Origin of the sequence: Mesorhizobium delmotii (assembly GCF_900149755.1) — a bacterium.
Classification (GTDB): Bacteria; Pseudomonadota; Alphaproteobacteria; order Rhizobiales; family Rhizobiaceae; genus Mesorhizobium; species Mesorhizobium delmotii.
Genome location: NZ_FUIG01000013.1, coordinates 1,690,403 through 1,714,547, shown reverse-complemented (window position 1 = coordinate 1,714,547; position 24,145 = coordinate 1,690,403). Strand labels below are relative to the sequence as shown.

21 protein-coding genes are annotated in these 24,145 nt (G+C 61.8%); 7 read left to right on the top strand and 14 right to left on the bottom strand.

Going from position 1 to position 24,145, the window contains the following annotated elements; genetic code table 11:
• Nucleotides 1-531 precede the first annotated feature (531 nt).
• From BQ8482_RS09590 to BQ8482_RS09565, 6 genes are all read left to right on the top strand, one after another.
• Nucleotides 532-1,287, top strand: a complete 756-nt coding sequence (locus BQ8482_RS09590; RefSeq protein ID WP_123147214.1) for an ABC transporter ATP-binding protein — start codon at nucleotides 532-534, stop codon at nucleotides 1,285-1,287.
• A complete protein-coding gene (locus tag BQ8482_RS09585) occupies nucleotides 1,280-2,026 on the top strand; it encodes an ABC transporter ATP-binding protein (protein ID WP_123147213.1) in 747 nt (248 codons plus the stop codon). The genes BQ8482_RS09590 and BQ8482_RS09585 overlap by 8 nt, the downstream gene beginning before the upstream one ends.
• Nucleotides 2,027-2,072: 46 nt before the next feature.
• Nucleotides 2,073-3,269, top strand: a complete 1,197-nt coding sequence (locus BQ8482_RS09580) for an ABC transporter substrate-binding protein (RefSeq protein WP_123147212.1) — start codon at nucleotides 2,073-2,075, stop codon at nucleotides 3,267-3,269.
• 69 nt (nucleotides 3,270-3,338) lie between these two features.
• Nucleotides 3,339-4,226, top strand: coding sequence for a branched-chain amino acid ABC transporter permease (locus BQ8482_RS09575; RefSeq protein ID WP_123147211.1), 888 nt, complete (start codon nucleotides 3,339-3,341; stop codon nucleotides 4,224-4,226).
• Between the two features lie 59 nt (nucleotides 4,227-4,285).
• On the top strand, nucleotides 4,286-5,209 hold the full coding sequence (locus BQ8482_RS09570; RefSeq protein WP_244602711.1) for a branched-chain amino acid ABC transporter permease: 924 nt from the start codon (nucleotides 4,286-4,288) through the stop codon (nucleotides 5,207-5,209).
• Nucleotides 5,210-5,462: 253 nt separating this feature from the next.
• Nucleotides 5,463-6,407, top strand: coding sequence for a lipid kinase (locus tag BQ8482_RS09565; RefSeq protein ID WP_123147209.1), 945 nt, complete (start codon nucleotides 5,463-5,465; stop codon nucleotides 6,405-6,407).
• Between the two features lie 182 nt (nucleotides 6,408-6,589).
• Here the strand turns inward: BQ8482_RS09565 and BQ8482_RS39090 are convergent, their stop codons facing one another.
• From BQ8482_RS39090 to BQ8482_RS09545, 4 genes are all read right to left on the bottom strand, one after another.
• Nucleotides 6,590-7,084 (bottom strand): hypothetical protein, encoded by a 495-nt coding sequence (locus BQ8482_RS39090; RefSeq protein ID WP_244602677.1) that lies wholly within the window; start codon nucleotides 7,082-7,084, stop codon nucleotides 6,590-6,592.
• 193 nt (nucleotides 7,085-7,277) lie between these two features.
• Entirely contained in the window at nucleotides 7,278-8,063 is a 786-nt protein-coding gene (locus BQ8482_RS09555; RefSeq protein ID WP_123147207.1) for an ABC transporter ATP-binding protein, read from the bottom strand.
• Nucleotides 8,057-9,124 (bottom strand): FecCD family ABC transporter permease, encoded by a 1,068-nt coding sequence (locus BQ8482_RS09550; protein ID WP_123147206.1) that lies wholly within the window; start codon nucleotides 9,122-9,124, stop codon nucleotides 8,057-8,059. Before BQ8482_RS09550 ends, BQ8482_RS09555 begins: the two co-directional genes overlap by 7 nt.
• On the bottom strand, nucleotides 9,114-10,196 hold the full coding sequence (locus tag BQ8482_RS09545) for an ABC transporter substrate-binding protein (protein WP_244602710.1): 1,083 nt from the start codon (nucleotides 10,194-10,196) through the stop codon (nucleotides 9,114-9,116). The genes BQ8482_RS09550 and BQ8482_RS09545 overlap by 11 nt, the downstream gene beginning before the upstream one ends.
• 163 nt (nucleotides 10,197-10,359) lie before the next feature.
• On the opposite strand from BQ8482_RS09545, the gene BQ8482_RS09540 reads away from it, so the two are divergent.
• Nucleotides 10,360-11,148, top strand: a complete 789-nt coding sequence (locus BQ8482_RS09540; protein WP_123147204.1) for a class I SAM-dependent methyltransferase — start codon at nucleotides 10,360-10,362, stop codon at nucleotides 11,146-11,148.
• Between the two features lie 92 nt (nucleotides 11,149-11,240).
• On the opposite strand, the gene BQ8482_RS09535 is transcribed toward BQ8482_RS09540, so the two are convergent.
• The 10 genes from BQ8482_RS09535 to BQ8482_RS09490 all read right to left on the bottom strand — a co-directional run bounded on the left by BQ8482_RS09535 (nucleotide 11,241) and on the right by BQ8482_RS09490 (nucleotide 24,124).
• The gene (locus tag BQ8482_RS09535; protein ID WP_165848470.1) at nucleotides 11,241-12,896 is read right to left on the bottom strand and encodes a GMC family oxidoreductase; all 1,656 of its coding nucleotides are present in this window, start codon (nucleotides 12,894-12,896) and stop codon (nucleotides 11,241-11,243) included.
• Nucleotides 12,860-14,374: an FGGY-family carbohydrate kinase gene (locus BQ8482_RS09530; RefSeq protein WP_123147203.1), complete on the bottom strand. Its 1,515-nt coding sequence runs from the start codon at nucleotides 14,372-14,374 to the stop codon at nucleotides 12,860-12,862. Before BQ8482_RS09530 ends, BQ8482_RS09535 begins: the two co-directional genes overlap by 37 nt.
• A gap of 25 nt (nucleotides 14,375-14,399) precedes the next feature.
• Entirely contained in the window at nucleotides 14,400-15,242 is an 843-nt protein-coding gene (locus BQ8482_RS09525) for a class I fructose-bisphosphate aldolase (protein WP_123147202.1), read from the bottom strand.
• The gene (locus tag BQ8482_RS09520; RefSeq protein ID WP_123147201.1) at nucleotides 15,215-16,951 is read right to left on the bottom strand and encodes a glycerol-3-phosphate dehydrogenase/oxidase; all 1,737 of its coding nucleotides are present in this window, start codon (nucleotides 16,949-16,951) and stop codon (nucleotides 15,215-15,217) included. The genes BQ8482_RS09525 and BQ8482_RS09520 overlap by 28 nt, the downstream gene beginning before the upstream one ends.
• 18 nt (nucleotides 16,952-16,969) lie before the next feature.
• Nucleotides 16,970-17,965 (bottom strand): aldo/keto reductase, encoded by a 996-nt coding sequence (locus BQ8482_RS09515; RefSeq protein ID WP_123147200.1) that lies wholly within the window; start codon nucleotides 17,963-17,965, stop codon nucleotides 16,970-16,972.
• A complete protein-coding gene (locus tag BQ8482_RS09510) occupies nucleotides 17,962-18,942 on the bottom strand; it encodes a sugar-binding transcriptional regulator (protein ID WP_123147199.1) in 981 nt (326 codons plus the stop codon). The genes BQ8482_RS09515 and BQ8482_RS09510 overlap by 4 nt, the downstream gene beginning before the upstream one ends.
• 28 nt (nucleotides 18,943-18,970) lie before the next feature.
• A complete protein-coding gene (locus BQ8482_RS09505; protein ID WP_123147198.1) occupies nucleotides 18,971-19,960 on the bottom strand; it encodes an ABC transporter permease in 990 nt (329 codons plus the stop codon).
• A 19-nt stretch (nucleotides 19,961-19,979) separates the two neighbouring features.
• A complete protein-coding gene (locus BQ8482_RS09500) occupies nucleotides 19,980-21,521 on the bottom strand; it encodes a sugar ABC transporter ATP-binding protein (protein ID WP_123147197.1) in 1,542 nt (513 codons plus the stop codon).
• A 111-nt stretch (nucleotides 21,522-21,632) separates the two neighbouring features.
• Nucleotides 21,633-22,664 (bottom strand): substrate-binding domain-containing protein, encoded by a 1,032-nt coding sequence (locus tag BQ8482_RS09495; protein WP_123147196.1) that lies wholly within the window; start codon nucleotides 22,662-22,664, stop codon nucleotides 21,633-21,635.
• 365 nt (nucleotides 22,665-23,029) lie between these two features.
• Entirely contained in the window at nucleotides 23,030-24,124 is a 1,095-nt protein-coding gene (locus BQ8482_RS09490) for a LacI family DNA-binding transcriptional regulator (RefSeq protein WP_123147195.1), read from the bottom strand.
• Nucleotides 24,125-24,145 lie beyond the last annotated feature (21 nt).

Below are 24,145 nucleotides of genomic sequence, written 5' to 3'. Positions count from 1 at the left end.
AACTCTCGAAAGGCCGATATGTTCCCCGCGGGAACAATCGCCGCGTCGAGCAACCGCGGCGGCAATCAGGACAAGAAGGACAAGCCCAACAGAGCAGCCAGGCTGCCGGCAAAGGATCCAAACCGCGGCGAGGACAACCCCAACTCGAACTAGCGCAGCTAAGCTTTTCGCATTCATCTAGTCGGGCGGCGAGGATTTCGCACTGCTCGGCCAGGGATGGGGTTCATCGAAGGCCCCGTGCCACAGCGCCGGCAGTCAAAGACCGCAACAGATCCCTGTAAATGCCGCCCGATCGGATGTGATGCCAACCGCACGCCAGCTTCTCCAGGCGAGCCTGTGCCAAGGGCAGTTGACTCAGCTTTTCGCGAAGTTAGACGCTTCTGAAAATTGCAGCCTTGACGCGATGTGCATTAGGTCGTTTGTTGCGGGCGGGAGAGCCACGGAGGAAACCATGGAAGTCACCCTGGGGGCGGACAGCCTCGCAGCGCGGTTCCACGTTTTCACGCCGATGACGGGCGAAGGCTTCCGCGCATGAATTCCGGAGCGATCCTCGAAGCCGCGGGATTGACTAAGGAATTTGGGGGTTTCGTCGCTGTCAACAATGTCAACCTGACGGTGGAGCGAGGATCGATCCACGCGCTGATCGGCCCCAACGGCGCAGGCAAGACGACCCTCTTCAACCTGCTGACCAAATTCCTCCAGCCAACGCGCGGCTCGATCCGCTACCAAGGCCGCGACATCACCAGGATGCAGCCGGCCGACATCGCGCGACTGGGCCTTGTGCGCTCCTTCCAGATATCGGCGGTGTTTCCGCACATGACGGCACTCGAGAATGTCCGCATCGCGCTGCAGCGCCGGCGCGGCGACAGTTTCGATTTCTGGCGCTCCGAGAAAGTGCTCTCCAAGCTCAATAGCGAGGGTGCGGCTCTTCTCGCCGATGTCGGCTTGACCGAGTTTTCAGATATCCGCGCCAGCGATCTGTCCTACGGCCGCAAACGCGCGCTTGAGATCGCGACGACGCTGGCGCTGAACCCTGAAATGCTGCTCCTCGACGAGCCTATGGCCGGCATGGCGCAAGAAGATATCGAGCGTATCTCGGCGCTGATCCGGCGCATCTCCAAGAACCGCACCATTTTGATGGTTGAGCACAATCTTTCGGTCGTAGCCTCGCTGTCGAACCGCATCACCGTGCTCGCGCGCGGCAAAGTCCTCGCCGAAGGCGATTATGCTGCGGTTTCCAAAGATCCGCACGTTATCGAAGCCTATATCGGGGCCGGCCATGGTTGAAGTTGAACTGACGAGCAGGCCGTCTGTTGCCTCCTCGGCGAGACCCCTCCTCCGCGTCGATGGCCTGCAGGGCTGGTACGGCGAGAGCCATGTGCTTCACGGCGTGAGTTTCGAGGTTGGCGAAGGCGAAGTGGTGACGCTGCTCGGCCGCAACGGCGCCGGCAAGACGACGACGCTGAAGGCCGTCATGGGCATCCTTTCCAGGCGCTCGGGCTCGGTCACCTATGACGGTCGGGAGACGATCAAGCTGCCGTCGCGGTTGATCGCGCAGATGGGCATCGCCTACTGCCCCGAGGAACGCGCGATCTTTTCCAGTCTCTCGGTCGAGGAGAATTTGATGTTGCCGCCGCAGGTGCGCCCCGGTGGGCTCAGCGTCGAGCAGATTTTCGAGCTTTTCCCGAACCTGAAGGAGCGGCTTTCGAGCCAAGGCACCAAGCTTTCGGGCGGCGAACAGCAGATGCTCGCCATCGGTCGTATATTGCGGACGGGCGCGAAGCTCTTGCTGCTCGACGAGCCGACCGAAGGGCTTGCGCCCGTCATCGTGCAGCAGATCGGCCGCACCATTGCCCGGCTCAAGGACGAGGGATTCACGATCGTGCTCGTCGAACAGAATTTTCATTTCGCCGCGTTGGTCGCGGACCGTCACTACGTGGTGGAACAGGGGCGCGTGATCGACATGATCCCCAACGGCGAACTCGACGCCAACATTGACAAGCTGCACGCCTATCTCGGTGTCTGAGGCAATCATCAACGGCGCATTGCGCCGCAATCGGAGGGAAGTAGCGATGAAAAAAATGGGATTTATTCTGGCTTCAACGGCGAGCCTGCTGATGGCCGGCGCGGCCTACGCCACGGATGTCAAGATCGGCGTTCTGAATGACCGTTCCGGCATCTATGCAGACATCGCCGGCGAAGGCTCGGTCATCGCCGCCCAGATGGCGGCGGAAGACTTCAAGGCGGCGGACAAGGGCATCAATGTGTCGATCGTCTCCGCCGACCACCAGAACAAGCCGGACGTCGGCTCGAACATCGCCCGCCAGTGGTACGACACCGAAAATGTCGACGTAATCGCCGACGTGCCAACCTCGTCGGTGGCGCTCGCCGTCAACGAGATCACCAAGGAGAAGAACAGGATCTTCCTCGCCTCGGGTCCGGCCTCGTCGGACCTCACCGGCAAAGCCTGTTCGCCCAACACCGTCCACTGGACCTACGACACTTGGGCGCTTGCCAACGGCACGGGCTCGGCCATGGTCGCACAGGGCGGCGATAGCTGGTTCTTCGTTACGGCGGACTACGCCTTCGGCCACGCGCTCGAGCGTGATACGTCGGCGGTCGTCGAAGCATCGGGCGGCAAGGTTCTCGGCGCCGTCCGTCATCCTTTCCCCGGCCAGGATTTCTCGTCCTTCCTGCTGCAGGCGCAAGGGTCGGGTGCCAAGGTCGTCGGCCTCGCCAATGCCGGCGGCGACACGATCAACGCGGTCAAGCAAGCGTCGGAATTCGGCATCACGCAGGGCGGCCAGGCGCTCGCCGCCCTGCTGATGTTCATCAATGACGTGCATGCGCTTGGCCTCGACGTGGCGCAGGGCCTCGTGCTCACCGGCGCATTCTACTGGGACAAGAACGATCAAACGCGTGAATTCTCTGCCCGCTTCCAGGAGCGGAATGCCGGACAAAAGCCTTCGATGATCGAGGCCGGAGTCTACGCTTCGGTCCTGCATTACCTTAAAGCCGTCGAAGCCGTTGGCGACAAGGACGCGGCCAAGGTGATGGCCAAGATGAAGGAAATGCCGACCGATGATCCGCTGTTCGGCAAGGGCACGATCCGCGCGGACGGGCGCAAGCTGCACGACATGTATCTGTTCCGCGTCAAGAAGCCGGACCAATCGAAGGGGCCATGGGATTATTTCGAGACGGTTGCGACCATTCCGGCCGACAAAGCGTTCCGCCCGCTCGCCGACGGCGCCTGTCCGCTCGTCAAGTAAGCGAGCCTCGCCAACGACGCGCCGAGCCGCTCGGCGCGTCCTTTCGTCGACAAGTCAGCCGGAGCGACCATGTTCGAACTGCTTGGAATTCCGCCGCAGGTCCTGTTCGGCCAGTTGCTGCTCGGGCTGATCAATGGGTCCTTCTATGCGGTTCTGAGCCTCGGGCTGGCGGTCATCTTCGGTCTCTTGAACATCATCAATTTCACGCATGGCGCGCAGTACATGCTGGGCGCCTTCGGCACCTGGATGCTGCTCAACTATCTCGGCGTCGGCTACTGGTGGGCCGTGTTCATCGTGCCGCCGATCGTCGGCGCCACCGGCATCGTGCTCGAGCGCGTGCTGATCCGACGACTCTATCACCTCGACCATCTCTACGGGCTGCTTCTCACTTTCGGCCTGGCGCTGATCATCGTCGGCTTCTTCCGCCAGTTTTTCGGCGTATCCGGCCTGCCTTACCCGCCGCCGCCGCTTCTGACCGGCGGGCATAATCTCGGTTTCATGTACCTGCCAAATTCGCGCGCCTGGGTGATCGTGGCTTCACTCATCGTGTGTCTCGCGACCTGGTTCATTATCGAAAAGACCCGCCTTGGCGCCTATCTCAGGGCAGCGACCGAGAACCCGACCATGGTCGGCGCGTTCGGCATCAACGTGCCGCTGCTGGTGACGCTCACATATGGTTTCGGCGTCGCACTGGCGGGTTTCGCCGGCGTGCTCGCCGCGCCGATATACGCAGTCAATCCGAACATGGGGGCAGACCTGATCATTGTCGTCTTCGCCGTCGTCGTCATCGGCGGCATGGGCTCGATTCTGGGCTCGATCCTCACCGGCTTCGGGCTTGGGCTGATCGAGGGTCTGACCCGCGTGTTCTATCCGGAAGGCTCGGCCGTGGTGATCTTTGTCATCATGGCGCTCGTGCTGCTCGTCAAGCCCGCCGGTCTGTTTGGGCGGGGTGTGTGATGACAACCGACACCAACCCGATCGCTATGGCGGCCATCACCTCGGTTGGCGCCGCTGGCATGCCACGTCATCACTTTGCGATCTTCGCCGCGCTCTTCGTCTTCCTCATCGCCGCGCCATTTCTGCTCTATCCGATCTTTGTCATGAAGGTGCTGTGCTTTGCGCTGTTTGCCTGCGCCTTCAACCTGTTGCTCGGCTATGGCGGGCTCTTGTCGTTCGGCCACGCTGCCTATTTCGGCATGGCGAGCTACGTCTCGGCCCATGCGGCAAAGGTGTGGGGTCTGACGCCTGAACTCGCCATTATCGCGGGCACGCTGGTGGCAGCCGTGCTCGGTCTCGCGATTGGCTCCCTCGCCATTCGCCGCCACGGCATCTATTTCGCCATGGTGACGCTGGCTTTTGCGCAAATGATCTATTTCTTCTCGTTGCAGGCGGCGTTTACCGGCGGTGAGGACGGCATCCAGGCCGTGCCGCGCGGCCATCTGTTCGGGCTGATCGACCTGCGCTCGAGCGAAGTGCTCTATTTCTTCGTGCTCGCCATCTTCTTCGCCGGCATATTGCTGATCTATCGGATCATCCATTCGCCGTTTGGACAGGTGTTGAAGGCGATCCGCGAGAACGAGCCCCGCGCGATCTCGCTGGGCTATCGGGTCAACCGCTACAAGCTCGCCGTATTCGTGCTGTCGGCGACGCTCGCCGGCGTCGCCGGCGCAACCAAGGCGATCGTGTTCCAATTGGCGTCGCTTACCGACGTCTACTGGACCATGTCCGGCGAGGTCGTGCTGATGACGCTCTTGGGCGGCATGGGCACGGTGTTCGGACCGATCGTCGGCGCGGCAGTCATCGTGACGATGCAGAATTACCTCGCGACATTTGGCGACTGGGTCACGATCGGCCAAGGCATCATCTTCGTTGTCGCGGTGCTGTTGTTCCGGGAGGGCATCGTTGGCGTCCTGGCAAAATGGATCCGGAAATCACTCTGAGCGAATCATGAAACGAAAATTTCGGATTGATCGACAGTCGAAATATGAGAAAGTCGACCCATAAAGGATGTTTGAGCGCCAGGTTCGGCCAAGTTGGCCGCAGCGATACGGGCGCACAACGTCGTCAACTGTGCGGATTCCTCATCGGATGTGACAACCAGCAATTCCGGCTGTTACGAAAATTCAACTCTGGGCCTTCCCAGGCGCGCCTGTTGACGTCGTAATCCGCAGGCAAGCACCCTATCTACGCCGCATGAACGACATCACGACCAGACGCGCGCTTCTGCTCGTCAATCCAAAGGCGCGACGCGGGCAGGAATCTATCGCACCGGTCGTCGAACGGCTGGAAGCCGGTGGGCTCCGCGTCAGCGTCGAGACGTTTGAGGCGCTGCCCGAGATAGCACGCGATATCGTGCGCCTTCGCCATAGGGCCGACCTTGTGATCGTGTGCGGCGGCGATGGATCGGTGTCCTCAGCGGCGGTCGCGGCCATGGAAAGCGGGCTGCCGATGGGCATCATTCCGATGGGGACGGCGAACGATCTGGCACGAACGCTCGAAATACCGTTGGATCTGCGGAAGGCCGCAGACGTGATCGTACAGGGCGGAAGGCGTCTGATCGATGTCGGGACCGTCAATGGTCACGCTTTCTTCAATGTTGCGAGCATCGGCCTCAGCACCGACCTTGCCCAGGGTCTCGACCCGGCACTGAAGAAACGTTTCGGCCGGTTTGGCTATGCCTTGGCGGCCATGAAAGTGTTGACCAAGGCCCGCCACTTCGAAGCAAGGATTACCGAAAAGGGCGTAGCGACCGAAGTCGAGACCTACCAGATAGCAGTCGGCAACGGCCGGCACTATGGCGGCGGCAACGTCGTTGAGGAGACGGCGGAGATCGATGACGGCCATCTCGACCTGTACAGCCTGGAAATGACGAACCTCTGGAAGATGGCGCTTTTGCTGCGCTCGTTCCGCTCAGGCACACACGGCGCCTGGAGCGAGGTTAGGACGGCCAGATGCGTCGAGTTCGACATCGAGACGAAAAGGCCGATGCCGGTGAACACCGATGGTGAGATCGTCACCTCGACCCCGGCGCATTTCAAGGTCCACCCGAAGGCGATTTCGGTCTTCGCTCCTGCGGCCGCGCGCATGCAGCCCCGCACAAAGGTGCTTGGTGACGCGGTCAGCGCAAACAGCGGGTAGACCGGCGACCAAGCGAGCGTCGAATAGACCCAACCGCCTGCGGTCATCTTCGATCAGGAGTCGGCGCCCTCTGGACGAAGGACGCGGGCTGATGGGGCAACAGCAGGCCCCACCCCGGTAACAACAGGCTGCAATATGGAACAGTCGCTTGGCCCTACATAGCCTTCAGACACGTCTTTTGATCATTGCTTGAGGAACGCGCCCGTGTAGGTCTGGCCGGCAAGCCTAACGGTTCCGGCCAGGGTTCTGTCGGGCCGCATGACAAGACTGACGTCTGCGCCATTCGGTAGGCGCTCAAGCTTCAACGTAGTCCCCACAATTCTTCCAACGCCGGCGGCCTCGCCCGGATGGTTGTCGCCCAGAGTTCCCCACGCATAGGTAACCGTGACCTTCCCATTGGAAGAAATCGTCTCAACAGCAAGTTTGGCGTCATACATCCCATCCAAACGTCCGGCCCATAGACCCGAAAAAACAGCATATTTTGTCGGAACGGTCTTGTCAGGGGGAGTGACCGCCACGGATTGATCCATAATTGCCGAGCCGGAGGGAACAGCGGCAGGATCCGAGGCGGTTTGGGCAGGAATGGTACCAGAGCCTAACGCAGGTTCGAGGGTGGGTCGCGGCGTTTCAGGAGCCGATTGGCACGCGGTTATGGCAAGCGCCGCGAAGCCAAGCATTGCGTTGCACATTCGGCGTGCCATCTTCTGGTGCCCCGGCCATCCCTAGATCTGCGCAGGCTAACCTTATCGCGCGTTTTCACGACCTCTGTCTACCCAAGGTGTCTCGTACAACAGCGGCTCGTCGAAGGACGTGCAGCGATCGTGAGTGAACGCCCCCATTCGTCGCCAAAGTAGCCGCCTTGGCGATGCCTTAAGCTGCCATCGACGCGGCCGCTGCCGTTTCGTCCGCGACGCCATCCACCATTACATGACCGATGCCCCGCGAGCAGCGCTCGATCCTCGCCTCGACGCGGTACACATCACGCAGGAGCGCCGGCGTGACGACCTCTTCCGGCGTACCGCAGGCGAACATCCGTCCCTCGGCGATGACGATGCATTTGTCAGCGAAGCGCAGGGCCTGATTGAGGTCGTGAATTGCGATCAGCACTGCAATCCCGTGCTTGCGCGCAAGCCCGCGCATGAAGCTCAGCACCTCGACCTGCCGGTGCAAGTCAAGCGCGGACGTGGGCTCGTCCATCAGCAGGATTTCAGGTTCGCGCGCGAGGGTCTGGGCAATGCTTACCACCTGCCTTTGCCCGCCGCTCAATTCTCCGACGTTGCGAAAGGCAATATCCGCGATGCTGAGCGCGGCCACGATGCCGTCTATGAGTGCGAGGTCGCCGTCGCCGACCGACCAGGCCGAGCCCTGCTTGCGGGCGAGCAGGATCGATTCATAGACGGTCAGCACCGCGTTGGCTGCCGTATCCTGCGGCATATAGCAGATGCCGTCCGGCCCCTTCACCGCTCCCTCGAGGCAGACACGGCCCGGGCCCTCCAGAAGTCCGGCGATGCGCTTGAATAGCGTCGACTTGCCCGCTGCGTTGGGCCCGATAACGGCGACTACCTCGCCACCCCGAAAAATGGGAGTTGAAACGTCCGAAAGGACGAGCCGCGTCCCGTGGAAGGCTCCGAGATCATCGAGCCTGATCGTTACCATGAGCGCCTCACATTCGAGAGGATCAGCGAGATGAAGAAGGGAATGCCGACTAGCGAGGTGACGATGCCGATCGGGAAGATCGTGCCTGGAATGAGCGATTTGCTGGCAACCGAACTCGCCGAAAGGATGAGTGCCCCCGAAAGCGCCGAGGCGGGCAGGAAGAAGCGCTGATCCTCCCCGATCAGCATGCGGGCGATGTGCGGACCGACCAGCCCGATGAAGCCGATCGTGCCGACGAAGGCGACGGGAATGGCAGCAAGCAGGCTCACCATCATCATGGTTTCGAGCCTCAGGCGCGCGACCTTGACGCCAAAGCTCGCGGCCTTGTCTTCGCCCAGCCGCAGCGCCGTCAGCGCCCACGCGCGGCGTGCGAATATCGGAAGCGTTGCGAGAAGGATGAGGCTGATGATGATGAGCTTGGGCCAGGTGGCCTTGGTGAGGCTTCCCATGGTCCAGAACACGACCGCGGCGAGCGCTTGCTCTGAGGAAAGATACTGGACGAGCGACAGCAGCGCATTGAAGGTGAATACGAGCGCGATGCCGAGAAGCACGATGGTTTCGACCGTCACGCCGCGCTTGAGACTCAGCAGGTGGATAACGAATGCGGTCAGCATCGCCACCACGAAGGCGTTGAGCGGCACGACATATTCGATTGCCGCGGGGATGAGCGTGACGCCGAAGGCGAGCGCGAGCGCGGCGCCGAAACTGGCCGCCGCCGAAATGCCGAGCGTGAACGGGCTGGCGAGCGGATTGTTGAGGATAGTCTGCATCTGTGCACCGGCGACCGACAGTGCCGCGCCGACGACCACGGCCATAAGCGCGATGGGAAGCCGGATTTCCCACAGCACGACACGCACCTGAAGCGGGACGCTGCTGGGAGAAACGAGCGCGAGCACAACCTGGTCCAGGCTGTAGCTGGCCGGGCCAAGCGCGAGGTCGATGCAAAGGCTCAGGAGCAGCGCCAGGGCGAGCCCTGCGAGGATGAGTTGCTTGCGCAGGACGAGGGCGCGGTAGAGGCCGCGCCCTTCTGTGGCTGACAGCGCCGCTGGTTCACTGCCCATCGGAGAGCGAGACCCAATGGCCAGGCCTGTATTCGACCGGCAGGAACTTCTCGTGCAACTCCTTGAAGGTGGCCTCCGCGTCCAGATCGGCGAACAGGTCGGGGTGCAGCCACTTGGCCATCTGCTGGATGGCGACGAACTGATAGGGGCTGTTGTAGAACTGGTGCCAGATGGCGTGCACCTGCCCGTTTTCCACCGCTTTGATGCCCGTGAGGGCAGGCCGTTCCGTCAGGCTCTTAAGCTTCTTCATTGCTGCCGCTTCGTCCGCGCCTGGACCGACGCCGACCCATTTGCCGCCCGGCACATAGGCCTCCCAATTACCGCCCGTGACAATCACCTGGTCAGGATCGCTTGCGATGATCTGTTCGGGATTGAGCGCGCCAAAAGTGCCCGGGATCAGATCCGCCGCGATATTGCGGCCACCGGCCATCTCGACGAACTTGCCGAAATTGTCGTTACCGAAGCTCATGCAGCAATCGTCGGAGTAGCCCCCGGCGCGCTCGACGAAGACGGTCGGGCGCTTTGGATCCTTCTCTGCGATCACCTCGGTGACGCGCGCGATCTGCGCGGCGCGGTAGGCGATGAACGCCTCGGCCCGCTTTTCCTGGCCAAAAAGCTTGCCGATGAGGCGCATGCTCGGCTCGGTGTTGGTGAAGGGATGTTCGCGGAAATCGACATAGACCACCGGGATGCCAACGGCGGCGAGCTTTTCGATATATTGCGCGTCCTCGGTCGCCTGCTTGGACTCGATGTTCATGATCATCACGTCCGGCTGAAGCGCGATCGCCTGCTCGATGTCGAAGGTGCCGTCCTTGAAACCGCCAAAGGTCGGGATTGTGGCCATCGAGGGGAATTTTCCCAGATAGACGGCGTAATTGTCGGGATCAGCCTGGGAGAAATCCTCGCGCCAGCCAACGATTCGCTTGAAGGGGTTGTCGGTATCGAGCGCGGCGATCAGGTAGATTTGCCGGCCTTCGCCGAGGAAGACCTTCTCGACCGGCGTCTTCACCTCGACCTTGCGGCCGCTAATGTCGGTGACGGTTTCGGCGCGCGCGCCGTGGGTTAGCGGCATCAAGGCCGCGAGGGCGACCGCGGCCGCAAATATCGATTTCAAAATCATTGTGCTCTCGCAATTCAGTTTACCGGCCCGGCTTTAGAAAACATGAATTGTGTAATCAAGAATTATCTTTTAGAGCAATTCCAATGTACCGCTTTTGGGGAGAGCGTTTCGGGCAATGACGGCTCACGCAAACTATTCGCTGCGCGACGAAATTCGGGACTATTGGTCCGACCGCGCCGAAACGTTCGACCTGCAGGTCGGCCACGAGATTTTTTCCGAGCGGGAGCGCGCTGCCTGGCATGCGCTCATAAGCAGGCACCTTGGGCCAGGCGCCGGGCGGGCGGCTCTGGATCTCGCCTGTGGGACAGGCGTTATTTCGCATCTGATGCACGATCTAGGCTTTGCGGTGACAGGCCTCGACTGGTCGGAAGCCATGCTCGCCAAGGCGCGCGCCAAGGCACAAAACCGCGGCGCCGATATCCGCTTCATCGTGAGGGATGCCGAACGGACGCTCGAGGACAAGGCGAGCTACGATGTCATCGTCACCCGTCACCTGGTCTGGACGCTGCTGGATCCGAAGGCGGCCTTTGCCGAATGGTTCTCACTGCTGAAGCCCGGCGGCAAGCTGCTGGTCATCGACGGCGATTTTGTCAGCCGCAACTGGGCGATGGTTTTGCGGGAAGTTTGGGAGAAGCTCACGGCCGGCAAGTCCCGGGTCTCGGACAATGACGGCGCCGCCCTGGCCAGACGCCACCAGAACATTCTTGCCCGTGTCTATTTCTCGGGCGGCGCACGGGCGGAAGAGATAGTGCGCTTGCTGGCCGAAGCCGGGTTCGAGCAGCCGGTCGTCGACTGGAAACTGGGCGCGATCCATCGCGCTCAGGCTCGACAGATGAGTTGGCCCAAGGCGCTCGAACGCGCCACTCAACATCGCTTCGCGATCTGCGCGACAAAGCCGCAGTAAACTCCTCGGCGCTGCCGGTGTCGATCGCTCCATGGAGTGGCGACGGCACGACAGCGACTAGCTGCCGGTCTGCGTCACCTCACCACCGAGGATTATTTCTTCTGGCTGGCGTCCTGCAAGATCATTTCCGATGCCTTCTCCGCGATCATGACCACTGGAGAGTTGGTGTTGCCGGAAACGATCGTCGGCATAATCGAAGCGTCGACGACGCGCAGGCCAGAAATGCCGTGCACCCGCAGCCGGCCGTCGACCACTGCCATCGAGCCTGCGCCCATCTTGCAGGTGCCGACCGGGTGGAAAATCGTAGTGCCGATATCGCCGGCCTTGCGGACCAGATCTTCGTCGCTTTCATAGTGTGCACCGGGCAGCATTTCCTCAGGCGCGAAACGGGCAACGGCGCGCGCCTTCATCAGGCGGCGGACGTGGCGGAGCGATGCTACAGCCACGGCCCTGTCTCCCTCGGTAGACAAATAGTTCGGCCGGATCTTCGGAGCCGCCTGCGGATCGGGCGTCCCTATGTGGACGGTGCCGCGGCTTTCCGGTCTGAGGTTGCAGACCGAAACCGTGACCGCGGGGAAGCGATGCAGCGGCTCGCCCAGCCGGTCAGTGCTCAACGGCTGGACATGATATTCGAGATCGGGCGTCTCCAGGCGTGGGTCGCTTCTGGCGAAGATACCCAATTGGCTCGGCGCCATCGATAGTGGTCCGCTGCGACGGACGACGTATTCGACGCCCATGGCCGCGCGGCTGAACAGATTGTGGTAGCGCTGGTTTAGCGTCGAGGCATTGGCGACCTTGAAGACCGTGCGGATCTGCAGGTGATCCTGCAGGTTCTCGCCGACGCCTTCCAGCGCGTGGCGAACCGGGATTCCTGCTGCGCCAAGCACGGCAGGTCGGCCGACGCCGGAAAGCTCGAGCAGCTTCGGCGAATTGATCGCGCCGGCGGCAAGTATCGTCTCGCCTGCCCGCGCACGATGCAACTGGCCGCCCATGCGGAAGACAACGCCGGTGACGCAAGCTCCGTCGAAATCCAGCTTCTCGGTCTCGGCGCCGGTTACGACGCGCAAATTCGGCCGCCGGAGCACGCCCCGCAGGAACGCCTTCGAGGTATTCCAGCGCACGCCCTTCCTCTGGTTGACCTCGAAATAGCCCGACCCCTCGTTGGTCCCGCCGTTGAAATCCTCGGTTCGGGGAATGCCGAGTTCCTCGGCAGCATCGCGGAAAGCATCCAGGATTGGCCACGACAGGCGCTGGCGCTCGACGCGCCATTCGCCACCGGCGCCATGAAGGTCGTTGGCGCCACCAAAATGGTCCTCGGACCTGCGGAAATATGGAAGCACGTCATCCCAGCCCCAACCAGGATTTCCGGCTTGCCGCCAGCCATCATAGTCGGCCGCCTGGCCGCGCATGTAGATCATGCCGTTGATCGACGAGCAGCCGCCCAGAAGCTTGCCGCGCGGATAGTTGAGCGCACGACCGTTCAGCCCGGGCTCCGGCTCGGTCTTCATCAGCCAATCGGTGCGCGGGTTGCCCATGCAGTAGAGATAGCCGATGGGAATGTTGACCCAGTGATAGCGGTCGCTGCCGCCGGCTTCCAGAAGCAGCACGCGCATGGCTGGATTGGCCGACAGTCTGTTGGCCAGCACGCAGCCGGCTGAACCTGCGCCGACGATGATGAAGTCGTATTGTCCAAAATCGGCAGCGGTCTGTGTCAATTGGACGTCCGTTCGCTTGCCATCCTGTCCCATAGCGGACCCATGGCCTGGTTGATCTCGCCATACAGACGATAACGCTGCTCATAGGCCGGTGCGATCTCGCTATTGGGCTGGTAGCAGCGGTCGGGCGCGGTCATCGCGGCGGCGCCCGCAGAAAAATCGGCAAACAGGCCGACGCCTGTCCCGGCTGCAATTGCAGCTCCCAGCGCCCCCGTCTCGCGGCTGCGCGCCACGGTCACCGGCACGTCCAGCACATCCGCGAATATCTGCGGCCAGATGGCGCTGCGCGAGCCGCCGCCCGAAAGAACCGCTTGGCTGACAGTCGCTCCCGCTCGGCGCAGCGTCTCGACATGCCGCCGGTGTTCGAAGACGACGCCCTCGAACAGTGCGCGCAGCATATGCGCCCGCGTATGCCAGCCGGCGATGCCGTAGAAACCTGCACGCGCCTTGCCATTCTGCTGCGAGCCGTAAAGGAAGGGGTGGTAGATCGGCATGTCTCCCGCGGGATCGACGGAAGCAACAAGCTCGCTGCAGATTTCGAATGGCGATGCGCCTGCCGGCGGCGCATGCTCGAAGAACTCACGCACGATCCATTCGAGATTTGCGGCCGAAGTGGCGCTCGATTCGATGGCGAGGTAGCGCACCGGATCGAAGGTCGACAGCATGAAGATCGACGGATCGCGGATCGGCTCTTCGGTGATGACCTGGTTGATGCTCCAGGTGCCGGCAATGATCGAGGCGGCGCCGGTGCTGGTGACGCCCGAACCGATGGCGCTGGCGACGACATCGAACAGGCCCGCCACCACAGGCGTGCCCGCAAGAAGGCCGGTAGCAGCGGCGACATCCCGCGTGACATGGCCGGCGATGTCGGAAGCCTCCAGCACGTCCGACAGCAGTTCCATGCAATCGTCGAGACCATAGGCGGCCAGCAACTCTCGCTCGTAGCGTCGATCAGGCATGTGCAAAAGCCCGCAGCCCGACATATCCGAGGTCTCGGTCGAGCGCGCGCCGGTGAGGCGGTTGACGATAAAATCCTTGCACAGGAAGACGGTACCTATTTTGGCAAAGAGCGCCGGGTCATGGCGCCTGAGCCACGCCAGCAGAGTCGGCGTCTGCGCCGCCCAGGGCCGTTGCAGGCAGTGGACATAGGTCCGGTCGCCAACGCCCGCGGCTGCCCATTCGCTGACGATGCCGATGCCGCGCGTGTCGAGCGACTGGATGCCGAGCAGCGGGTCACCGCCGCGGTCCAGTGCGTAGAGCCCGTTGCCGTGGCCGGCGCAGCCGATCGCCGCGATGTCGCGGGGGTCGATGCCCGACTGGTCGAGACACTGACGGATGACCTCGACGGCGTTGCGCCATAATTCGCCGAGGTCCCGCTCGACATGGCCGGGCTTTGGCATGCAGGAGCGGCCGTCCCGGGCGGCGAGCGCGAGTTCGCGACCGGCGGTGTCGAAGATGATGGCCTTGATGACGGTATTGCCCGTATCAAGACCAAGAATGTATCGCTGCATTGAAGCTCCTCCCAAGCTGCAAAGATTATTCTTGTTGGTAGAGCTCCCAGGCCGCCGCGCCATCCGCATTCTCATGGATGATCGCCATCAATCCTCTCACGACGGCGCGAGGGTTGGAATGCTGGTATATGTTGCGGCCATAGACCATGCCTGCCGCGCCTTGTGCCATCAGCGCCGCCGACTTGTCGAAGACTGCGCGCAAATCCTCCCTGCCCCCACCGCGCACAAGGACAGGACAGCGCGCCGCCGCCACCACCCGGTGGAAGTCGTTCGGATCGGTGGTCGGGTCCGCCTTGATGATGTCGGCGCCCATCTCGCTGGCGAGCCGGGTCAGGGTGACGATCTTTTCGGGGTCGCCGTCGACCATGTAGCCTCCGCGATCCGAGTTCGGCAGCATCGCCAGCGGCTCGATCATCAGCGGCAGGCCGTATTTTTCGCAGTCGGCGCGAACGCGGGCAATGTTGTGGACGCATTGCCGGAACAGGTCCGGCTCGTCGGGTAGCATGAATAGATTGACGACCACACAGGCCGCGTCCATCTCCAGCGCGCCGATAAGTGGTTCGGCTTCGTTCTGCAGGATGGCCCACATCGAGCGATGGCGGGTTTTGTTATATGGATTGCCCATGTCTATGCGCATGACCAATGCCGGCTTGTCCTTGCCGGGCAAGGACTGCAGCAGATCGGCTTGGCCATAATTCATCTGAATGGCGTCCGGTCCCGCGGCAACCAGCTGGGCGACGACGCCGGCCATATCCTCGAGCCCTTCCAGGAACGTCGGCTCGTTGCATACGCCATGGTCGATTGCGACGTCGAGACAGCGCGCCCCACCGAACAGCCGGTTCATGCGGACTTTCTTGTTGATGCGCATTCGGCGCTCCTTCCTTGGTCTTTTTGGGATAGCTGGTCGAGATCGACGCCATGCCGGCGTTGCAACAGGGCGAGGAAATCGGTGCGCGCGAACGCCTTGCGCGCAGCGTCCCAGCTCTTTTCGACAGCCAGAATATCGAGAACCGCATCGAGAAGGTCGGAAGAGAGAGCACCGGTGATGGCGATTGTCGTGCGGCGGAGCAGCAGGTCCTCCAGCTGTTCGACATATTCATTAGCGATGAGATACTGAATTTCCCGGGCCGAGTAGTCGCTGCCAGGCAAGAGCTCGTCCTGTCCCGCTGCCAAATAGGCGGCGACGGCATCCGCTGCGGTACCGTAGCGCTCGAAGAGTGTCCGCATGCGGTCAAGCGACATGTCAAGCGCCGCCGCGCGTTCTGCGCACCATTTTTCGGGAGCAGTGGGAAAATGCCGGCCGCCGCCGATCGGCATGTTTTCGGTGCCGACGATGCGCTGTCGGCACAATCGCTCGAGCGCGATATTCGCTGCCAGCTCGCCGAACGATCGGAAGGTTGTCCATTTCCCGCCGATCATGCAGAGCGTCGGCGGCACTATACCGGCGCCCTCGATGAGCTCGCAGAAATGATCGCGGGGAATGCGCCCGGTAAAACTGTCTTGGCTTATCGGTAGCGGCCTCACCCCGGTAAACTGAAAGACGATGTCGGTATCAGCGATCTCGATTCCAGGAAACACGAAGGACAGGGACTGCAGGATGTATTGCCGCTCGTCATCCACGCAGCACGCCTGGTCGGGATCGTCGACACGGATATCCGTCGAGCCGACCAGCACGTTGCCGAGATAGGGGAACAGGATGCAGATCCGGCCGTCCTCGTTCTCGTAGTAGATCATGTGACCGTCGAGCGCGTCATGAAGCTCGCGATTGTCGACGATCAGATGCGAACCTTTGGTGCCGCCCATGAGCTTCGGCGCAACGGCTCCGATCGCCGAATTGGTCAGGTCGATCCAGCCACCAGTGGCATTGACGACGAGCCGCGGCCTCACGGCCACGGTTTCGCCAGACAGTCCGTCGTTAAGCACCAGGCTCGCGTCACCGAGCGATACGCGTGCGTAGTTGAGCGCCCGGGCGGACGGCTTTTCCTTCATGGTGTCGCGCAGCATCTCGGTACCCAGCCGCTCGGGGTGGCTGACCCAGGCGTCATAGTATGTCGCCGAGTTGCGAATAGCAGGATTGATTGCAGGCCAGACCTTGAGTGTTTCAGCGCGGCTCCTGAACTTGTGCGTCGGGACGATACGCCGTGCGGCGGTGAATAAGTCATACATCGCCAAGCCGGTCTTGATGACCAAAGCGCCGCGCCGGCCAGGACGACGGCTTAGCCCAAGGAAGCGGACTGCGCCATTTGCTATACCTGAGAACAGGTCGAAGATAGGCACTGTGGTTGGCAGTGGCGCAACGTAGTGCGGCGCGTTCTTCAACAGCCGATCGCGTTCGAGCAGAGATTCGCGGACCAGCTTGAACTCGCCGTTTTCTAGGTAGCGCAAGCCGCCATGAACCATGCGCGAGAGGGCGGCGCTGGCGCCGGAACAGTAATCACCCTTTTCCGCGAGCAGCACATCGACGCCCTGCAAAGCGAGTTCGCGAAACACGCTGATGCCGTTAATACCGCCGCCTACTACCAGCACATCAACATCGGGGTTCTGGCGCAGGCCGGCGATCGTCTGGATGCGATTCATCTCAGGATGCGCTTTCGATCACGCATCTATCGCCACGAGATGCCCGGCCACCGCCGCATCGACGGCCGTGAGTTCGGCAGCGCTCAGCGAAATCTCCCCTGCCCTGGCGTTATCGAGCGCCTGCGTCGCGTTTCGCGCCCCACACAACGCGAAGGTGATGCCGGGCTGCGCCAGCGTCCAGGCGATGACGATCTGCGCCATGCTTGCCTGGTGGACCTCCGCGACCGGGGTCAGGGCATGCTTCAAAGCGGCTACCTTGCGCCGGCTGGCCTGAGAGAAGCGCGGATTGTCCTTGCGCTGGTCGTCACCGCTGAACTCACGCGCCGGATCGATGGCGCCCGAAAGCAGGCCGAGTGCAAGCGACGAGTAACTGAGCGCAGCGACCTGATGCTGGCGCGCGATCGGCAGCAATGTCTGCTCAATCTCGCGATCCAGCATCGAATATTTTTCCTGGATCGCGTCGAGCTGGCCAGCGGTCACGTAGTGCTGCAGCTCGGCGGGGTTGAGATTGCTTGCGCCGATGGCGCGGATCTTGCCAGCTGATTTGAGGCGTTCGAGCGCTTGCATTGTTTCGGCAATGGGGGTCGTCGGGTCCTGCCAATGGGTGATGTAGAGATCGATATAATCGGTGCCGAGCCGCCGCAGGCTCTGTTCCACTTCATAAGCAATGCCCTCGGCACCGAGATATCGGTTCACCGGCGTTCCATCCTGATCGAAGAAGTGATTGCCCTTTTTCGAATGCCAGTTCAGGCCACATTTGGTGGCGATGACCGCGCGGTCGCGCCGGCCCTTGATGGCCTTGCCGACGATCTCCTCGCTGCGGCCGAGACCGTAAGCCGGCGCGGTGTCGATCAGCGAGACGCCGGCATCGATGGACGCCTGGATCGCAGCGATCGATTCTGCTTCATCCGTGCCACCCCACATCCAGCCGCCGATGGCCCAGGTGCCGAGTCCCACCGCCGAAGCGACAACGCCGGACTTGCCGATTGAGCGGGTGATTTGTCGAGAATTCATGCTGCATTTCCTTCGGCGAGCTCGAGGATCTTCAAGCCGGTGGTTTCGTCGGTGACGAGAGTGTCGAGGTGAGAGCCGCGCATGGCACTGAGGATCGGGACCACCTTGCTTGCGCCGCTTGCGACCCCTATCGACTGCGGAATGGTCGCGAATTCCTCGAGCGTCAGCGAAACCAGTGAGTGGTTGAGGCGGTAGTCGGCGAGCTTGCCGTTGCTGTCTATGAGATGCGCGAGCAGCTCGCCCGCCGCGCCCGAGCGTTCGATGGCCAGCCGGTCGGCGCTCGAGGACGGGTGCAGATCGTAGTAGCTGGAATCGTCGGTCAGGATGGAGCCGATGCCGACGACCGCAAGTGTTGCTTCCCGCGCCTTGCTGAAGACATCCGAAACCGCCCGCACGCCCATCAGCATGTCGCGTTGGGCCGGGCTGTCGGCAAACAGCGGCGCGTGAACCTGATAGGCGCGCCCGCCGAGTTTGTCGGCCATCAGAGACGCGACATGATTGACGTCGGTGTAGTGCTTGCCCTGAACCAGGCCGGTCGCGGGAACGACCTCGACGTCGTAGCTTCGATTCGGCTTGAGGCCGGCGACGACGGCACTCACTCCTTTGCCCCCGGTAATGGAAATCGTATCGCCGTCCTTGATCGTCTCGAGCACCAGCCTCGCCGCCGCCTCGCCGACGCGCTGGAGGGCAGTCTGCGGATTGTCCGAAACGGAAGGAACGACGACGGCCCTTTGGAGTCCCCCTATCGCGACAAGTCGCGCCTCGATGTCGACCAGTTGCTCGACCGGCGACTTGATCTTGATCTCGACAAGCCCGAGTTGATGACCGCGTTTGATGAGGCGGTTGACGGTCGCATGCGAGATGCCGAGCTCCTTGGCGATTTCCGCCTGCGTCTTGGCTTCCATGTAATGAAGCACAAGCGCCTGATACATCTGGCGGACGATCGTGACGTCGTCCCGCGAATTGGTTGGTGACATGATGGATGCTCAACTCTTGCGCTGCGGCTCAGGATTTCCTGCGGTGCAGGAAGTGGTCGATCGACACCGCCGCGAGCAGGATGCATCCCTTGATCATGTCCTGCCAATAGACGGAAACGTCGAGCAGGATCAGCGAACTTGTGACGACCGAGAGCAGCGCCATGCCCAGTATGGCGCCGAAGATGGTGCCCGAGCCGCCATTGAGCGATGCTCCGCCAATCACCGCCGCGGCGATGATGTTGAGCTCCATGCCAGCGCCGAAGGTCGGGGTCGCAGCGCCAAAGCGTGACATATAGATGACGCCGGCAAAGCCCGCCAGGGTGGAGCAGAGGACCGTGACCCAGAATTTGACCTGCTTGGTCTTGATGCCCGAAAATTGGGCCGCCTTCTCGTTGCTGCCGGTATAAAAGACCTTACGGAAGGCGGTGGCACGCCGAAGCAGGAAATCGAAGATGGCCACGACCACGACAAAGATGACGATGACATAAGGCACATTGCCGAAGCTGCCCTGGCCGATCGCCTTGAACCCGGGCGGCAGGGTGAACAGCGACAGCGGGGTTCCCTTGGTGATGACAAGGCAAAGACCGCGCACGATCACCATCGCTGCCAGCGATGTGATGAAGTGATTGAGCCCGATGACGGTCACGAAGAAGCCCATGACCGCGCCGATCAGCGCGCTGGCGCCTATGCCGATGAGGCTCGCGGTCCACGGGTCCAGACCCATCAGGAAGAGAGCGCCTGACACGACCATGGAGAAGCAGACCACCGACCCGACGGAAAGGTCGATGCCGCCGACAATGAGGAGTATCGTCATGCCGACCACGACGATGCCTTCAATGGAGAAGCTCATCAGCATCGCGCGGAAATTCCCCCAAGTCAGGAAATGCGGCGAGGCGAATGTCATGGCGAGGCACAGCGCCAGCATGATTGCGATCAGACCCGCCTCGCGCATTGACCCCAGACGCAGCCAGTTGCGCCCGCCAAGCCCGGGGGCGCTCGCCTTGATTTCGGCGTCCATGAGGGTTCCTCCGGTCTGTCTAAGCGACATTCTGAACCTGCCTTGCGTTTGATCGTTGCTGGCGGACACCCGAAGCCAGCAGCATGATCGCTTCTTCGGTCAATTCGTCCGCCTCCAGTTCGCCGACGAGGGCACCTTCGCGTATGACAAGCACCCGGTCGCTGAGCCCGATCAATTCCGGAAGCTCGGATGAAATCACGATGACGCCGACGCCCCGCTCGGCGAGGTCGCGAAGCAGGCGATGAATTTCCACTTTGGCGCCGACATCGACCCCGCGTGTGGGCTCGTCCAGAATGACCACCTTGGGGCCGACCGAAAGAAGCCTGGCGATGGCGACTTTCTGCTGATTGCCACCACTAAGCGTCGACACCTGTGTCTCGATGCCGCCCATGCGCACACCGTGGCGCTCGACCAGGTCGGTGGCTTGCTTTGCCTCGGCGCGGCGATCGAGCAGCCCAAGTGGTGTGGTCAGTTTCCGAAGGTCCAGCGCGGAGATGTTCGAGGCAACCGATAGGTCGAGGAACAGGCCAGACGCCTTGCGGTCCTCGGAGAGGTAGACCAGGCCGGCGCGCACTGCATCGCTGTAGGTCCTGATGCTGACCGGCTCGCCATTGAGTTCGACCGATCCCGACAGCTTCGCGCGCAAGCCGCAAACGGTCTGAACCATCTCGCTGCGGCCAGCGCCAATCAATCCGCCGATGCCAAGAATTTCGCCTGCACGAAGCGTGAAGCTGACGCCGTCGGAACCCTCTCGATAGGAGAGATTCCCGACCGACAGCACAGGGCGGTCGGTGCGCCGTTCAGGCGAGAGCTTTTGCGGATAGAGCTGCGTGATTTCGCGCCCGACCATCTTGCGCACGACATCGTTGGGAGTGACCGAAGCGATAGGATCGGTCGCTACATATCTGCCGTCACGAAACACCGTGACGCGGTCGCACAGGCTGAAGATCTCGGCCATGCGGTGGCTGATGTAGATGATTGAAATTCCGCGCGCCTTGAGATCGCGGACGATTGCGAAAAGACGCCGCGCCTCGGTCTCGGTCAGGGCGGCCGTCGGCTCGTCGAGCATCAGCACCCGGCATTCGAGCGTCAGCGCCTTGGCGATTTCCACAAGCTGCTGGTTGGAAATCGAAAGCTCGGCGACCGGCGTCTCGACCGGGATCGGCGCCAGCAGGTCCATTATCTTCTGCGCATCGGCGTAGAGTCGGCGAAAATTCATCAGCGGCGCGCGCCGATAGTTTATGGCCGCCATGAGGATATTTTCGGCGACCGTAGCATCCTGGCACAGCGCGATTTCCTGATGGACGAGGCCTATGCCAAGCCGCTGCGCGACGGATGGCGATGCGATGGTGACGCCCTTGCCTTCGAGACGAATGGTGCCATCGTCGGGCTGCACAATGCCGGCGATGATGTTCATCAGCGTGGACTTGCCCGCGCCATTCTCGCCGCACAGCGCGTGAATTTCGCCTCGCTGCAGCGTGAAATCGACCCCGGTCAGCGCCTTGATGGCGCCGAAGGATTTCGATATTTCGCGGATTTCAAGAATGGCGGCGGCAGTCACTCCGTCCCCCTGCAGCGTTGAGATTGATGAAAATGGCCTGGTCGACGGGGCGCGAACGCGCCCCGTCCCGCTTCGAGCATCTCCGAAGAGCCCGAAGGCATAAAGTCGGACTTATTCCTCGATGCCCTTGGTGCCGCGCCGTGTGAGGTAGGCATCCCAATAGAAATCATCGGCGTTTTCCGCAGTGACGATGGAAAAGCCGTTGTCGACGAAAGGCACGCCCATGCCGTTGAAGCCCGACCGCCGGGCGTCGTTCATCGGATCGATCAGCTCAGGATGCTTGGCCAGCCACAGCAGCATGAAGCCCATATAGCCCTGCATGCCCTGGTTCGGGTTGACCGAGCCGAAGATTTCGCCGGCCTTGATCATATCGAGGATCTTGGCGTTGACGTCGGCCAGCATAACCCGGATCTTGCCGCCGCCCTCCTTCGCGGCCTGCGCGGCGCCGATTGCCGAGTTGGCTTCCGGCATGAACACCGCGCCCAGTTCGGGATGCGCCTGGGCAAGGCTGAGCACGGCCTGATAGGCCTTCGTCGCATCCTGATTCGACGCCGCGCGGCCGACGAGCTTCATATCCGGCCATTTGGCTTCCATGCGGGCGATGAAGGCGGCGATGCGCTTGTCGTGATTGTCCTGTCCGGGGTTTTCAAGGACCGCGTATTCGCCCTTGCCGTCCATCGCCTTGGCGACTGCATCGGCTGCATAGGTACCTTCGGCGACGTTGTCGGAGGTGATGTAGGACACTCGTTTGGAGTTGGGCGAATCTGCGGCGAATGTGACTACTGCCGTCCCCTGGTCGATGGCCCGGTTGATTGGCTCGATGAACGGATCGGAGTTCATCGGATGCACCAGGATGCCAGCCGGCTTCTGAGCCAGCGCCTGGTCGAATGTCGCTATCTGCTTGTTCACATCGTATTCGGGCGTCCCGGTGTATTCGGTCTCGCAACCGAACTGCTGTCCAGCCTGCTTGAACATCTCGTAGACCGGGAACCAGTATTCGACGCCGGAAACCATGACGTTCATGACGTATTTTTCACCCGGCTCGCACTTGAACGGGTTAGCGGCCTGGGCCGCGGCGTGGCCTGCCCCCAACACTGTGGTGGCTGCTGCCGAAATGGCGAGCATGCTCAAAAATTTGCGCAAGAGTCCTCCCTCGGCCGAAGCCTGGTCAATTGGACGGCCTGACACTTACGTGCCGCCGCTTGTGGTTGATGAGACCGAACCTCCTCCCGAGGCCCAGCAGCTGATCATTCGCAGGAGTTGGCTCGATTGTCAATAAAATTCACATGCAGAAATATATTTCACAGACTGGCTGGCAGTGACGAGCACCGATGAGCCGCCGGTGTTGGTGAGCGAACAAGCCGGGCAAGCTCAGGTCAGCGGTTTCAAACTGACCTGCCGATGTTTTCCAGCATGACGTACGACCGTTTTAGGTCAACGCAGCCACGGGTTGAATGTCAGGGACACGCCCGCTTCCGCTCAGGGACCTCAGAACATCCAGCCTGCAGCTAGACATGCACGGCAATCGAATTGCGCTCCACGATTTGGGCCGTCAGGACACGGTGCTCGAAAGGTAATGTAGCCTCCGCCAGCCTCTTCAAGAGAAGCTCCGCCGCCGCCGCTCCGATCAAGTGCGCTGGCTGCGCGATGGCTGTGATACCTTGGGCCACGAACTGCATCCAGTCGAGATCGTCGAAGCAAAGCAGCGAAACGTCTCCTGGAATCACAAGCTTCAGTGCGGAAGTCGCCTCCAGAACGCCTGTCGACATCACACCGTCGGCGGTAAATAGAGCGGACGGTGCATTGCGCATTGTCAGCAGATCGAGCGCCTCCTTGCGGGCTGCCTCGCTGGAATAGACCGCCACCCGGCGGACCAACTGCAGATCCGGCTCGATACCTGCGGCACGATGAGCTTCCAAATAACCCAACAGCCGTTGCCAGCTTGGATGGTGGTAGCGAACGTCAGCGCTGGAGAGATCGACGTTCGCCACAAAGGAGCCGACATCATCGCGCTGGCCCGGACCCAGTTCGGCCAGTATGCCGATGCGGCTGTGTCCGGCCCCGATCATCGCAGCGATGCTGCTGCGCGTCACAGAAACGTTGTCGACCACCACGGAATCGGTCTCCAAGCCCGCCACGATGCGGTCGAACTGCACAACGGGACAGCGGGCCGCGACTGCCTCACGAAGATGATCCGGCTCATCCACGAAGGTCGACGAGACGATCAAACCGTCGACCTGCTTTTCCAGCAGCAGTTGCACCGCCTCTCGCTCGAGTTCGGCATTTTCGTCACTATTCGTAACGATAACCCCGAACCCGCCACGGCGCGCGACATCCCCTATTCCACGCAAGACGCTCGCGTAGAATGGGCTTTCGATATCGCCGACCACAACTCCGATAGTCTGCGTCTTACCGGTGATCAGACCTTTTGCCAGGCGATTGGGGCGATAGCCCAGCGCAGTTGCGGCGGCGCGCACTTTCTCCTGAACCTCGGGGCTGCTGTAGCCGTAGTCGCCAAGCACACGCCCCGCCGTGGCGGAGCTGACCCCGGCCCGGCGAGCAACCTCTATGATGGTTGCGTTTTTCGACGATCTTTGAATCACTCAGCAAGCCCCGCCGCCCAT

Excerpts from the sequence above, each read along its gene's own strand:
- BQ8482_RS09590 (WP_123147214.1), top strand. The coding sequence starts at position 532 with ATGAATTCCGGAGCGATCCTCGAAGCCGCGGGATTGACTAAGGAATTT.
- BQ8482_RS09585 (WP_123147213.1), top strand. The coding sequence starts at position 1,280 with ATGGTTGAAGTTGAACTGACGAGCAGGCCGTCTGTTGCCTCCTCGGCG.
- BQ8482_RS09580 (WP_123147212.1), top strand. The coding sequence starts at position 2,073 with ATGAAAAAAATGGGATTTATTCTGGCTTCAACGGCGAGCCTGCTGATG.
- BQ8482_RS09575 (WP_123147211.1), top strand. The coding sequence starts at position 3,339 with ATGTTCGAACTGCTTGGAATTCCGCCGCAGGTCCTGTTCGGCCAGTTG.
- BQ8482_RS09570 (WP_244602711.1), top strand. The coding sequence starts at position 4,286 with ATGCCACGTCATCACTTTGCGATCTTCGCCGCGCTCTTCGTCTTCCTC.
- BQ8482_RS09565 (WP_123147209.1), top strand. The coding sequence starts at position 5,463 with ATGAACGACATCACGACCAGACGCGCGCTTCTGCTCGTCAATCCAAAG.
- BQ8482_RS39090 (WP_244602677.1), bottom strand. The coding sequence starts at position 7,084 with ATGCTTGGCTTCGCGGCGCTTGCCATAACCGCGTGCCAATCGGCTCCT.
- BQ8482_RS09555 (WP_123147207.1), bottom strand. The coding sequence starts at position 8,063 with ATGGTAACGATCAGGCTCGATGATCTCGGAGCCTTCCACGGGACGCGG.
- BQ8482_RS09550 (WP_123147206.1), bottom strand. The coding sequence starts at position 9,124 with ATGGGCAGTGAACCAGCGGCGCTGTCAGCCACAGAAGGGCGCGGCCTC.
- BQ8482_RS09545 (WP_244602710.1), bottom strand. The coding sequence starts at position 10,196 with ATGCCGCTAACCCACGGCGCGCGCGCCGAAACCGTCACCGACATTAGC.
- BQ8482_RS09540 (WP_123147204.1), top strand. The coding sequence starts at position 10,360 with ATGACGGCTCACGCAAACTATTCGCTGCGCGACGAAATTCGGGACTAT.
- BQ8482_RS09535 (WP_165848470.1), bottom strand. The coding sequence starts at position 12,896 with ATGGGACAGGATGGCAAGCGAACGGACGTCCAATTGACACAGACCGCT.
- BQ8482_RS09530 (WP_123147203.1), bottom strand. The coding sequence starts at position 14,374 with ATGCAGCGATACATTCTTGGTCTTGATACGGGCAATACCGTCATCAAG.
- BQ8482_RS09525 (WP_123147202.1), bottom strand. The coding sequence starts at position 15,242 with ATGCGCATCAACAAGAAAGTCCGCATGAACCGGCTGTTCGGTGGGGCG.
- BQ8482_RS09520 (WP_123147201.1), bottom strand. The coding sequence starts at position 16,951 with ATGAATCGCATCCAGACGATCGCCGGCCTGCGCCAGAACCCCGATGTT.
- BQ8482_RS09515 (WP_123147200.1), bottom strand. The coding sequence starts at position 17,965 with ATGAATTCTCGACAAATCACCCGCTCAATCGGCAAGTCCGGCGTTGTC.
- BQ8482_RS09510 (WP_123147199.1), bottom strand. The coding sequence starts at position 18,942 with ATGTCACCAACCAATTCGCGGGACGACGTCACGATCGTCCGCCAGATG.
- BQ8482_RS09505 (WP_123147198.1), bottom strand. The coding sequence starts at position 19,960 with ATGGACGCCGAAATCAAGGCGAGCGCCCCCGGGCTTGGCGGGCGCAAC.